We start from the raw sequence: 11,661 nt of genomic DNA, 5'->3' as shown, positions 1-11,661 counted from the left end.
CTTGGCCGGCGCCGCGGCTCGCTCGCGTCGGTAATTCCTACCTACTCTGGTCGTGCCGCAGGCCGATGGTCCGGCATGATGCACGGTGTATGGATTCGTTGATCGGGCGCCGGGATGAGACGGCGCGGCTGCGCGCATTTCTGGAACAGGCGAGGCGGTCGCGGGGCGGTGCCCTGCTGATGCACGGCGAGCCGGGCATCGGCAAGAGCGCCTTGCTGGCCGCCCTCGCGGACACGGCCGCCGATTTCGTGATCATGCGGGCCTGCGGCGCCGAATTCGAGACGGAACTGCCGTATTCGGCGCTGCATCAGCTGTGCGCGGCGGCCCTGGCGCATATGGACAGGCTGCCGCCCGCGCAGGGCAGGGCGTTGCGCATCGCATTCGGTATGGATGTCGGAACCTCCGACCCGTTCCTGGTCGGTGCCGCGACGCTCGGGCTGCTGCTCGAACACGACCGGCCGGTGCTGTGTCTCGTCGACGACGCGCAGTGGCTGGACCGCGCCTCTGCCCGTGCACTGGCCTTCGTGGCCCGGCGCGTGGATGCCGAACGGGTGGCGATGGTCTTCGCCGCGCGCGACGACGCGGGTGATCTGAATCTGTTGCCGCGGTTGGCGATATCGCGGCTCGGCGATACCGCGGCCCGTGCCCTGCTGGCTCGCGCGCTGCGCGGTCCGCTGGACGATCGGGTGCGCGACCGCATTCTGGCCGAGGCGCGTGGCAACCCGCTAGCCCTGCTGGAACTGCCCGAAACCACCGAATTGGCAGGTATCACTGGAGATTTCGATCTGCCCGCCCCGGCGGCTGCGGAACGGAGCTATCGCGCCCGCCTGGAAATGCTGCCCGACCGGGTCCGGCTGCTGCTGACGGTCGCCGCCGCCGAACCCGTCGGCGATCCGTGCCTGCTATGGCGGGCGGCAGCGCTGCTCGGCATCGAGACGACCGCCGACGACGAGGTGCCACTGGTCGAATTCGGCACTCGGATCCGCTTCGTACATCCCCTGGCTCGCTCCGCGGTCTACCGGGCCGCGACCGATCGCGAGCGACGCCGTGCGCACGGTGCACTCGCGAGGGTGAGCGATCCGGTCGCCGATCCGGACCGCGTGGCCTGGCATCGCGCCCAGGCCAGCGCCGGCCCCGACGAAGAGGTGGCCGCCGCCCTGGCCGGTTCAGCGGCGCGCGCGCAGGCCCGCGGCGGGGTGGCGGCCGCGGCGGCCTTCCTGGAACGTTCGGCCGCACTGACATTCGATCCGGCACTGCGGGCCGAACGGGTGCTGGCGGCGGTCGAGGCCAAACTGTCCGCGGGGGATTTCGAGGCCGCCGCCGAGCTGCTGTCGACGCTCACTTCCGACGATCCCCGTATCGACCTGCTGCGCGGCCGAATATCCTTCGCTCGCTACCGGGGTGACGACCGACCCATCGTCCACCTGCTCCGCGCCGCCGCGAAATTGGCTGTGCGCGAACCGGATCGTGCCCGCGCCTGCTATGTGGACGCGATCGAGACGGCCGTGCTGACCGGCGGCCTCGACAGCGTGATCGCGGCCGCGGTGACCGCGCCGCGCGCCTCGACGCGGCCCGGCAGCGTCGATATCGTCCTCGACGGCATGGTGGCCTTGACCACCGAGGGGCATGCGGCCGCCGCGAAGCTGCTGCGCCCGCTCGTCTCGAATCACCGCGACGAGGTCTGGAGTCGTTGGCCCACACTCGGTTATCTGCTCGCCCTCGAACTGTGGGATCCCGATGCGATACGCGCTATCGCCTCGCGGACCGTGGTGTCCGGCCGCAGCTCCGGCTCGCTGCACATACTGCGGATCGGGCTGGCCATGCTCGCCACCGTCGCCGTGCACGCCGGCGATTTCGGCGCGGCCCAGGAGCTGATCTCCGAGGAGGAGGCGATCGCGGAGGCCACCTCCGCCGCCCCACTGGTCTACCCGCGCATCCACCTGGCCGCGCTGCGCGGCCGCCGCGCCGAGGCCGAAGTGCTGTTCGCCGCGGTGGGACCGCAGCTGACCCTCAGCGTGCAGTACGCCACCGCCGTCCTGCACAACGGCCTCGCCGACTATCCCACGGCGCTGCGGGCCGCCGAACAGGCCGTCGCGGCGGGCGATCTCGGCCTGGCCGGCCAGGCGCTGCCCGAACTGGTAGAGGCGGCGGTGCGCTGTGGCGAGGCGGCGGTGGCCCGGTCCGCGCTCGCGGCACTGACCGAACGCGCTGGCGAGCAGTCGTGGGGACAAGGCGTCGAAGCCTGGGCGCGAGCCATGGTGGACGAGGACGAGGACGCCTACCGGGAGGCCGTCGCACTGCTGGATTCATGCCCGATGCGGAACTGGTCCGGTCGCGCCCACCTGGTGTACGGCGAGTGGTTGCGCCGTAAAGGACGCCGCCGCGACGCCCGAGCTGAATTGCGCCACGCCCACGAGTTGCTGTCCGTCTTCGGCGCGGAGGCCTTCGCCACCCGGGCCGCGGGTGAGCTCCGCGCCACCGGCGAACACGCCCGCCGCCGCACCGCGCAGGCATCCGACGCGCTCACCATGCAGGAAGTGCACATCGCGCGCCTAGCCGCCGACGGCGCCACGTCCAAAGAGATCGCGGCCACCCTGTTCCTCAGCCCACGCACCGTGGAAGCCCACCTGCGTAACATCTTCCGCAAACTCGGCATCACCTCTCGTCGGCAGCTGCGCGACATCCGTTGATCGTCCCCTTGTGCCCAAGCGCCGCAGTGCGCCGCGCGCCGCGACCGTGATCGTGATCGTGATCGTCACGAGCGTTGCCGACAAGGTTCGGATCGTGCGCTCTGCGAGGCATCCGGCCTTCTTCAGCCGCGACATCGTCGACGAAGGACCAGAGGGAGAGCGCTACCGCAAGGTCGACGCACCGGGACGACGCTTTCAGCCCCTCGGGCCAGGCGCACCGGTCGCCGAAGAGGCTGGCGGGTCGGTGGCGAAGAAGATCCTGCGTTAAAGCAGCAGGTATTCGAACTACAGAGGCAGAGGCTTGGGCCGCAGATCGATGTTGATAACTTTGGTGAGTGGGTCGATTATTTGCTCCACAGCGATCCTGGAATTTTGTTGATGCAGTGAGGATTGCGGCTAGTAGAGCACCTGTCAGCAATGTCAGCATCCCGCGCCCCAGCTGGCAAGGATCTATGACACCAAACCTGTTGGTAATCCGTTGACTTGGTGCAGTTTTCGCGCAGACCAGGACAACCCTGGATGTCAGCAATAGCCGCGCCGAGGCGCCTCGTCTGCCGCAGTTTCGGGTCACGCTGAACGCGTGGTGCGGCCGTGCCTGCTTCTTCTGTCGCTCGTCCAGTTCTGGTCGTCGTCCACCAGTAGCCAACCCAGGCACGACAGTACAAGCTGTGAAGAACAAGGCTGGCCACGGGATGAGAACGATCAGTTGCATCGTTCAGGATTCGTCCTCGCACACAAGCAGATACACCGCCTCCGCATGCACGATGCAGTCGTCCGGATGGTGATCGCGGTGGATTTTGAGGAGTTGGCGAGCACGTTCGGGGGTGAGTTCCATCAGGTGGGCCTGGCACATGTACTCGGCCAGCACGCCTTCGGCGTGTACGAATGTCATGTGGCTGAATGGATCTGCCATCAGCGATCCGCCCAGTCATGCCGACGGTTCGTCTGCGGTACATCAGTGTCCTCGGCAGCCGATCCGTCCGGCTGAATCGCCTTCAGCGGAAATCCATCCCTCGCTGTCTTCGGCAATTTCACTCGCCCAGCGCATACATCGGCAACCAGCTCGTCGAGTGCTTCGATTTGTCGATTCAGCTCTGCCGCGTCATGTTCGGCGCGGGCGGATTGATCCTGCCGGAGCGCCACCAGCAAGCACTTCCACGCCAGCCAGGCCACCATCTCGCCATACGACGACGGGTTCGTCGGCGCACCGTCGTCGACCGTGGTTCCGCTGACGTGCCCACCCGCTTCGCGGTCGATCAGCCAGGTCAGCAGCGACAAGTGCTCCTCGGCCGGGGCACCTGTGTTGCGGCCGTGCTTGTAGACGTAGCGCCAGATTCCTATGTACTGATGGGCGCAACGCATCAAGACGGTTGTCGGCTCGTCCGCACCCGCGAATACCCGAAGGAACGATCCGGCATCGGGCAGCGGCTGGTCGGGCTGAGCCTCAACCGGTGGGGCTGAGAACAGCGCCGGTCTGTCTGGCGAGAGCCCGAACACAAAATAATCTCGTGGTTGATGGTCAGATGGCACAGTCAAGCGCCCCTTTACATTTCGCAGATGACTGGTGCTTGATGGCGAGGCCGAGGGCGGTCAGTCCCAGAGTTCGCCGCACGGCAAGGGCGGCAGATCGATGTGCACATCGTCATCGACGGTCACCACGAATTCCGGAAACCCTTGGGCCAGTTCATCAGCCACGTTTTGGGCTTGTTCGGCGCTGGCTTGGTAGTCCAAGGTGAGAGCGCCCGATTCGATATGGATGTGGCGAATTCGGCGCGGTGACGGCCTATGCCGCTGGTGCGTCGTCACCACCACCATCACCGTGGTCTGTGCGCGGCAGGCACGATCCGGCCAGCGTCGACCAGGATCTGCTGCGCGACAGCCTTCCGCGGGCACTGCTTCGCTCGGCACGCAATGTGGATCCGCATGATCTCGTGCGCTTGAGCGACCGTGAACGGCAGCATCGGTGCCTGATGGGCACCGGCGTCGCACAGGGCGATGAGTTGGTACATGGCAAGGGAATTGGTGGGCATCGGGCATCGCTTCTTTCTGGTGCAATAAGCCAGCAAGGTCAGGCGGCACCCGGCACCGGGGGCTTTCGCCACCGGCCTGCCACTCTGGCGGGCTGGTGCGCCGCACGGGTTCCAGGCGTCTGCCCGGTACCGGGTACCGCTTTCGACCTTGGCCCACAGGCGGTTTCGGGCGGCACCGCGCGGTTGTGGGGTACTGTGGGCGTACCGTAGGTGTTTGCCCAGGTCAGGCGGTCGAAACGTAGGTAGAGGCGATGGTGCGAGGGCGAGAATGGACCGGCTTCGAGGCGGCTGCACTGCAAGAGGCGATGCGTAAATCGATCCGCGAGTACGCCGCTCTGCTCGGCGTCGAGACCACCACGATCAACAACTGGCGCAGCGGCCTAAGCGCCGTCACCCCACGCTCGAATACTCAGGCGATCCTGGATACGACCTACCAGCAGCGTGCCTCCGCGGACGATCGGGCCAGGTTCGAGCAAATCGTGGCGGAAGGCGAACCGGCGTGGCGAGATCGGCATCGGGCGACGGGTGACGATCGGTCGGCAGAGATAGCGCCTGCCGCAGCCACTCCACTCGGCGTCGCCGTCAGGGAAACCGAAGCGGTGACACCTCCCGATCAGGGCGTCACCGACGAGCTGATCACTGTGCTCAGCCGCATCCAAAAGCTCAGCCGGACGGTCGATCCCGATATCATCGACCAATTGCACGACAGCACGCACCTGAGCATTGCCCGGTATGAAACGCTCGATCCGGCCGCGTTGGTAGCACCGCTCAGGAAGCAACGCACCTGGCTCGACGAACTCATCGGCGAGTGCGGTCATCCAGCGCAGCGGAGTCAGCTGTTCGGGATCGCCAGCATGACGTCGGGCCTACTCGGTTACATCGCCGTCGGCTGTGCTCACTTTTCACTTGCGCGGGCCTACTGCCAGGAGTCCTACCAGCTCGGTGACTACGCTCAGGACCACAATCTCGCGGCGTGGGCACGCGGCCTGCAAAGCTTCTGCGAATACTATGCGGGGCGATTCGACAAGGCGCTGCACTATGCGGAGGACGGACTTGCACGCACTGCGGCCGGGCCACAAAGTGTTCGCCTCGCGATCAACGGTGTTGCCCGCGCCAGAGGCAAGCTCGGCGATGTCGAGGGTGTGCACCGAGCGGTTGACGATGCATACGAAATGCTGCCAGGAACCGATACGCCGGCCGGAGTCCCTTCCAGCATCTCGCTGGAGAGCTACAGTCCGGCGCAGATCGCTGGCAACGCGGCCACGGCTTACCTGTCGTTGGCGAAGCCGGATCACGTCGAGCACTACGCTGAACTGGCCTTGTCTGAGATGAGCGACGCCAATTCTCCGTGGGGCCGTTCGCTGGTGATGATCGACGTGGCACGGTCGCACGTCCTGAGCGAAGAAGCCGACCTGGACGCAGCAGTGGCTATCATGCACGAAGCGCTCAGTCCGTCACGAGGGAGGCTCATGCTGCAGGTCCAATGTCGGGGTTCGGAGTTTGTGCGAGATGCCGCTGCTAGGTGGGGGAGTACGTCACAGCTTCGGACTGTGCAGGATGCACTTGCGAGCGGGTGTGCAGAGCGGTGACGAGCAACATGGATAGCCCGCGCCTACAACACCGTCAGGGCCGCGTCGGCCCGCTTGGCCACTACTGGTTCCTGACCTTCGAACACGCATCGGAACTCCACGCGCTGACCAAACAATGCCAACATGCGATAGATACGGCGTACTTCGATCCGACTCCCGTCGATGGCCTCCATCTCACACTGGACAGAATCGCCTACGACGCGGCGAGCACCCCAGAGCAACGTGCATCCATCGCGGCAGTAGCGGGCCGGGCCTGCGGCGATCAGGCACCATTCACCCTCACGTTCGAGCGGCTGACCAATCTCCGTGGTGCGGTTGGCTTCATCGCCTCGCCTGCCGAATCCGTTCGCACCCTTCGTGAGATGCTCCGCGAGGTGACATTGTCTGCCTTTCCAGACGCAACGGTGAAGGACTCGTCATCCGCACCACACGTCACGATTGCCTATCCGATCTTCGAGGGACTGTCCGCACAGGCAGCCGCGACCGCGGAAAATATGAACGCGACGATCGCGGGCGTCGACGTCGTGATATCTGAGGTCGTGATGGTCGCGCTGGAGCAATGCGGGAATCTGTACTCGTGGCAGGTGGTTACGCGAATTCCACTGGGCGCCAACAAAGCGTAGGGGTGCAATGATTCGCGCTTTGAGCGCGACATTGGCCTTGTTTCGCCCGTTCGGCCCTGTGCGCCCTTGGGCCTACCTTCGGCCGGTTCTGGCGCGTGTCGGCCCGCTGGCGGGCCTGTTTCGCCCCCCACGCGCGCAGCGGATGACCAACAGCGACAGGCTGCCGCTGGTGTTGTATGTCTAATCGCTCTTCCAATCGTCCGACCCGTGCCCGGTCGGCTGATTGAGGGCAGCAATCGGGCGTCGTTAACTGGGAGCGGTTCCTTGGAACCACGACGTTGCTCACAGCGCGGCCTGGCTCGCTATCCCCACTCCGGACCGCCCCGAGGTTCTCGTCGGTGTCCTGCGGCCGTACTCGTAACCGCACCAAGCGTTTACCGGCCGCTCGCACCGAGGAGGAGCGATGTCCACACCCGAAGGGGGCAAGGAAATCACCCTTGCCATCCGAATCGACACCGCTCGGCACGCCCAGCTCACCTGGATTGCCGAACACGCGGCAGCGGCCTGAAAGCCTCGGAGGTGACCAGCTGCACGCCCGAGAGGCCGCGGGCGACCAGATCGCGGAAGAACGCCAGCCAGCGCTTCGGAGTAGATACGCACCCGGCCGGCTAGGCCGCACACCATCATTGAACGGGTGTGCCACCATCGAATCCATGAGTCCACAGGTGACCGCTGAAGCGATTGTCGCGGTATGGAAGTCGCGACTGGTCACGCTCGCGGACAACCCGGAGTATGTCTTCATCGACACGCCACAGGAGCTGATCGACCAGCATCGCGCCTGGCTCACCACCTTCAGCGGCTGTCGCGACGCGGAGCTCGAAGCTGTTGAGGCGCGGGGCGGCGGACGGTTCTCGGCGGTGTTTCGCCAGTATCTGTTGCGAATGGGTGAGGCGTGCGGTGACCTGTTCCGAGGCAGCGACCGCGCAGGCATCCGCGGCTTCGACCGGCTGCGCGAGGACGCACGGGAGATCGTCGACGATGTCGGCGGTGCCTGGAACTTGCCGACGGATGCGGCCATTGTTCTCACCCACCAGGGCTACACGTTCGACTATGTGCGGGCGATCGGCGGGTTCGACGGCCCGGTCATGCGGTGGACCGACGGGAAGCCGGACGAGGACACTCAGGTCGCAGCCACGTTCGCCCACTACGTCGACGCGCACCTGCAGCTTATGGAGCACAACAACCGCAGCACCCGCGAGAGAGGCGGCTACTACCTGACCCTGCACCCCGGCGGCGGAGGGCGGCAGGTGCACCCCGCCCGCAAATCCGGCGACCGCGCACTCGATTCCAGGTGACCGGCGAACCGGCACCAGGCGGACCTCTCGGCCGCCGAGCCTGAGCTGGCACCGGCGATGGCTAGCGTCCGCGCGGGAAAGACCAACGGACAGAGCGCCGTAGGGCTACCAGCAGTGCGCGCTCATGGCTCCGCATATCGAGTGTTTTCTGCTGGTCACGACCCGGATGTCGGTCGAGTCTGGCGTTTTCGATGCCGCCGATCCGGCGAGTGCGTGAGGAGCGTCGATAACCAGCGAACCCAAAAACCGCAGGTCATGCCTTCAATGTCGCCCTACGCGTGCCGACCGGCTTGATCCGGAGCTCCGGCGCTTCAGCGGTCGGGCCGTTCGGATTGATCAGCGTTAGGCCCACTGAGGATAGCCCTGGCGGTGGTCACCCCTGGAGTGCCGTGGCGACGTCGGCGCGCATTCGCGATTCGATGTGGCGAATCAATTTGGTCAGGTCGGCGCAATACACCGAGGGATTTCGGAAGCCGTCGCCCTCACGGTATCGAGTGACGTAGTGACCACCGCCGCACACGGTGTGTATCGAGCAGGCGCGGCAGGTGTCGCTGAGCGCGTCCACGCCGATCTGGCGCGCCACGATCTCGGGTTCCAGCATTGCCTGGTCGAGCGGATTGCGTTGGCCGGCAGGCAGTTTGGTCGCGCCGGAGAAGGTCGCCTTCAAGTCGTCGATCTGTGCGACGCTGCCGTCGGTTTCGATCACCGCTATTCGGGTGGGACCGAGGCCCCATACCTCTGATTCCACGGTCCCGCCCAGTAGCAGGTCCATGATGTTCTCGAACATTCGGATCCGCGTGTCCAGTTGCGGCGCGTCATACCAGTGGTCGAAGATCGTGATCAGCCAGTCCGCATACGGAGTGACTCCGGGATCGGCGGAAAAGCCGGGGGGCGGTGTCGTCCAATTGCCCAGTGGAATCTCGAAATTGACCGCCGGGGGCTGAAACGCGAGCAATCCTTCATAGGCCTGCAAGGGGTCGTTTGCGAGGTCGATGACGCAGAGCAGACCGTTGAGCAGATGCCGCCGATCGCCGGCCGTCAATTTCTCGAGGGCGGCAGCGACCCGGGAGTAGCTCCCCGCGCCGCGGCGGTCCCGGCGATGGCGGTCGTGACCGTGCTCATCACCGTCGAGACTGACGGTGATGCTGATGTCCCAGTCGTCGCAGATCCTCAGGAACTCGTCGTCGAGTAGCACGCCGTTGGTCTGCAGAGTGAGGGTGACAGCGGTAATCGGCTCCAGCGCCGCCCGCGCGTGCGATGCGAAGTACTCGAGATTGGCATGACCCGCCATGAGCGGCTCGCCGCCGAAGAAGACGAGGCTCACCGCGGGAGGGCCGAACCTGCGAACGTGATCGGCGATTGTTCGGAGGGCGTCGTCGAAAACCTCCCGGCGCATCGCCTTCGGCTGCTCCCGCCAACTCTGATCGGCCATTTCGTAGATGTAGCAGTAATCGCATGCCAGATTGCATCGGCTGTGAATCTTGAGGAGAAATTCCGTAAACGGAAGGGGCTCGAATCCGTTGCGCTGCAATGCGGCCACGTCGAGTCCCGCTTCGGGCCATGACTTCCGCACTGCGGGCAGCCCCAGTGCCACCGATGTTGGTTCCATTGTGTGCTCTCGATTCCTGGTTTCAGATATCGGTGCGTGGGCGGTCGGACAACCACCGCACCAGCTCGACCACGTCGGTCTCGGTGCCGTCGGACAGCAGCCGCTGGTACAGGCGCGCCGCCACCTCGGCCCGATCGTTGAGAACGCCGAAGTCTTTGTCGGGGAACAGTTTCGGCAGGCTCAAGGCCATACCGGCCCAGAGCTGCGGGAGTAGCGGGTCGACGCGCAGCTCCAGGGCGTACAACTCGACGGCCTCGGCCGGCTCGCCGGCCAGGTAGGCGCGGGTGCCGCGGGGCAGATCAGCGGGCGCGACGCTCGAAGCGGCGGCCGGGTCGTGCAATCTCAGCCGCACCGGAATATGCAGATCGCGGTGGCGATCCGGGATCGTCTCCTGATCCACGTACCGTACGGACGGCAGTATCGCGGGAGGTGCCGCTCGCGCGACCCACAGCTCTGCCAGCTCGGCCAGCTCGGCGTCGTTGGATGTACGATTGCGCACCTGCCAAGAAGTGCGATGTGCCACCATAATCTCGGCCACTGCGTCGCGTGCCTCCGCCGGCACGTCCTCGTTGGCCCACGGCCGGACGCCTGCGGTCAGCGCGCTCATGAACTCCTCACCACGCTCGGTGAGTAGGCCCGAACCCGATGCCTCCACCATCGCGGTCGCCAGTTGTGTACGCCAGCGCTCGAATTCGATGTGCGCCCGCATCGATCGGTGGCAGTCGGCGTGCCGATGTACCCGCCAGAAGTCGGTGACACCGAAGAAGGCGTAGATCCCGTGCATCAGACCGAGGATCGGCCGTGGATCATCGCGCCACGGCGCGTAGAAGCGACACGTCGGGTCGGGATTCACCATCAGCACCTGATCGGCGACCATGGCGAGTTTGCTGTGCTGGATCTCGTGGATCAGCGATACCGCCATTTCACACGAGTCCTTCGGGGCTGTGGTGTACACACAGCCGGTCCCACTGAAGGCGGTGTGGCCGATGGTCGCCGCCACCGGTCGCGCGGTGAGCGGCGTCAGTAGCCGCAGGCAGGCACGCATCGGCGTCAGATAGCCGGGGAAGTCTCGTTGCAGCAGGTGCCAGGCCTGCGCGAAATCCTTTCGCCAAGTGCCGAATTCGTCGGTCGTGAGCCGCGGTGCCGTACCCGAGGGCAGGTCGCGGAACGGATCGAGATCATCGAGGACGACCTCGGGTTCGCCGTTCCCGCCGTGCACCCGCCGCAGCGGCAGCCACGCCGGGTCGGACTCGTCCGCCGGCGACGCCACCAGGATAGGGGCGCTGCCGTCGGCGACGATGCGTATCGCGCCATCCACCCAGGTCAGCTCGCAGTGGCCGTAGTCGCCCGCGGATCCAACCCGCGCCATCCCGATCCCGGGCAGCATGACTTCGCCGTTGCGTACGACAACCCGCATCGATCCGCTGGGCAGATTCGTGACCACGGCGGCCGCCGCCAACCAGCCGAGGTAGCCGCAGTCGGCCCACAACGGAGTTGGTTCCCGATCGTCCGAGGCGTTGCGCACGCGCTGGAGCACGCGGCCGAGCCACACCCCGGTGTGCGGGTAGACCAGCAGTGCCTCGACCGCGGCCGGATGTGACGCCTCTAACTCGGTCAGGACCCGATAGGCATCGGAAAGGCCGGCGGCGGCGTCGATTTCCGGTTGGTGCGCGGTGACTTCGGTGATGAGCGCGCGTAGTAGTACGAGTCGTACGGTCAGCATGTCCGAAGTTATCCGGACGACGGCTGACTCCGTGCCGTAACCAGTGAACAGCTCGGCCGCTGCATCGTCGATACCGATGGTCGGGGCGGACATGGTTGCACT

At 65.8% G+C, this 11,661-nt stretch carries 11 protein-coding genes and 1 pseudogene; 5 read left to right on the top strand and 7 right to left on the bottom strand.

The window, feature by feature from the left end:
- Positions 1-89 precede the first annotated feature (89 nt).
- Complete coding sequence (locus ACHQ4I_RS28025; RefSeq protein WP_420774840.1) at positions 90-2,690, top strand: AAA family ATPase; 2,601 nt, start codon at positions 90-92, stop codon at positions 2,688-2,690.
- A 10-nt stretch (positions 2,691-2,700) separates the two neighbouring features.
- A complete protein-coding gene (locus tag ACHQ4I_RS28020; protein WP_420774839.1) occupies positions 2,701-2,958 on the top strand; it encodes a hypothetical protein in 258 nt (85 codons plus the stop codon).
- 447 nt (positions 2,959-3,405) lie between these two features.
- Here ACHQ4I_RS28020 and ACHQ4I_RS28015 read toward each other — a convergent pair whose 3' ends face one another.
- Genes ACHQ4I_RS28015 through ACHQ4I_RS28000 form a run of 4 tightly spaced genes read right to left on the bottom strand, consistent with a single transcriptional unit; the run spans position 3,406 to position 4,720 of the window.
- Entirely contained in the window at positions 3,406-3,603 is a 198-nt protein-coding gene (locus ACHQ4I_RS28015; protein WP_420774838.1) for a hypothetical protein, read from the bottom strand.
- Complete coding sequence (locus ACHQ4I_RS28010; protein ID WP_420774837.1) at positions 3,603-4,220, bottom strand: hypothetical protein; 618 nt, start codon at positions 4,218-4,220, stop codon at positions 3,603-3,605. Before ACHQ4I_RS28010 ends, ACHQ4I_RS28015 begins: the two co-directional genes overlap by 1 nt.
- Positions 4,221-4,280: 60 nt before the next feature.
- Positions 4,281-4,499 (bottom strand): hypothetical protein, encoded by a 219-nt coding sequence (locus ACHQ4I_RS28005; protein WP_420774836.1) that lies wholly within the window; start codon positions 4,497-4,499, stop codon positions 4,281-4,283.
- 5 nt (positions 4,500-4,504) lie between these two features.
- Positions 4,505-4,720 carry a hypothetical protein gene (locus ACHQ4I_RS28000; RefSeq protein ID WP_420774835.1) on the bottom strand — a complete coding sequence of 72 codons (216 nt, stop codon included), beginning with the start codon at positions 4,718-4,720 and terminating at the stop codon, positions 4,505-4,507.
- 251 nt (positions 4,721-4,971) lie between these two features.
- Here ACHQ4I_RS28000 and ACHQ4I_RS27995 point away from each other — a divergent pair, with 251 nt between their 5' ends.
- Positions 4,972-6,309 (top strand): NsdA family TPR-like regulatory protein, encoded by a 1,338-nt coding sequence (locus tag ACHQ4I_RS27995; RefSeq protein ID WP_420774834.1) that lies wholly within the window; start codon positions 4,972-4,974, stop codon positions 6,307-6,309.
- Positions 6,306-6,932 carry a 2'-5' RNA ligase family protein gene (locus ACHQ4I_RS27990; RefSeq protein WP_420774833.1) on the top strand — a complete coding sequence of 209 codons (627 nt, stop codon included), beginning with the start codon at positions 6,306-6,308 and terminating at the stop codon, positions 6,930-6,932. The genes ACHQ4I_RS27995 and ACHQ4I_RS27990 overlap by 4 nt, the downstream gene beginning before the upstream one ends.
- Positions 6,933-7,441: 509 nt before the next feature.
- On the opposite strand, the pseudogene ACHQ4I_RS27985 reads toward ACHQ4I_RS27990, so the two are convergent.
- Positions 7,442-7,510: pseudogene (locus ACHQ4I_RS27985) on the bottom strand (hypothetical protein); the annotation flags it as partial.
- A 75-nt stretch (positions 7,511-7,585) separates the two neighbouring features.
- On the opposite strand from ACHQ4I_RS27985, the gene ACHQ4I_RS27980 reads away from it, so the two are divergent.
- Positions 7,586-8,227, top strand: a complete 642-nt coding sequence (locus tag ACHQ4I_RS27980; protein WP_420774832.1) for an SMI1/KNR4 family protein — start codon at positions 7,586-7,588, stop codon at positions 8,225-8,227.
- 373 nt (positions 8,228-8,600) lie between these two features.
- On the opposite strand, the gene ACHQ4I_RS27975 is transcribed toward ACHQ4I_RS27980, so the two are convergent.
- Both ACHQ4I_RS27975 and ACHQ4I_RS27970 read right to left on the bottom strand, forming a co-directional pair.
- A complete protein-coding gene (locus ACHQ4I_RS27975) occupies positions 8,601-9,836 on the bottom strand; it encodes an FxsB family cyclophane-forming radical SAM/SPASM peptide maturase (RefSeq protein WP_420774831.1) in 1,236 nt (411 codons plus the stop codon).
- A gap of 22 nt (positions 9,837-9,858) precedes the next feature.
- Positions 9,859-11,652, bottom strand: a complete 1,794-nt coding sequence (locus ACHQ4I_RS27970; protein ID WP_420774830.1) for an HEXXH motif domain-containing protein — start codon at positions 11,650-11,652, stop codon at positions 9,859-9,861.
- Positions 11,653-11,661: the final 9 nt, after the last annotated feature.

Origin of the sequence: Nocardia nepalensis, assembly GCF_048910785.1 — a bacterium.
GTDB classification, from domain to species: Bacteria; Actinomycetota; Actinomycetes; order Mycobacteriales; family Mycobacteriaceae; genus Nocardia; species Nocardia nepalensis.
This window is presented reverse-complemented; position numbering and strand designations above follow the sequence as displayed.

Excerpts from the sequence above, each read along its gene's own strand:
- ACHQ4I_RS28025 (WP_420774840.1), top strand. The coding sequence starts at position 90 with ATGGATTCGTTGATCGGGCGCCGGGATGAGACGGCGCGGCTGCGCGCA.
- ACHQ4I_RS28000 (WP_420774835.1), bottom strand. The coding sequence starts at position 4,720 with ATGCCCACCAATTCCCTTGCCATGTACCAACTCATCGCCCTGTGCGAC.
- ACHQ4I_RS27980 (WP_420774832.1), top strand. The coding sequence starts at position 7,586 with ATGAGTCCACAGGTGACCGCTGAAGCGATTGTCGCGGTATGGAAGTCG.
- ACHQ4I_RS28015 (WP_420774838.1), bottom strand. The coding sequence starts at position 3,603 with ATGGCAGATCCATTCAGCCACATGACATTCGTACACGCCGAAGGCGTG.
- ACHQ4I_RS27995 (WP_420774834.1), top strand. The coding sequence starts at position 4,972 with ATGGTGCGAGGGCGAGAATGGACCGGCTTCGAGGCGGCTGCACTGCAA.
- ACHQ4I_RS27970 (WP_420774830.1), bottom strand. The coding sequence starts at position 11,652 with ATGTCCGCCCCGACCATCGGTATCGACGATGCAGCGGCCGAGCTGTTC.
- ACHQ4I_RS27975 (WP_420774831.1), bottom strand. The coding sequence starts at position 9,836 with ATGGAACCAACATCGGTGGCACTGGGGCTGCCCGCAGTGCGGAAGTCA.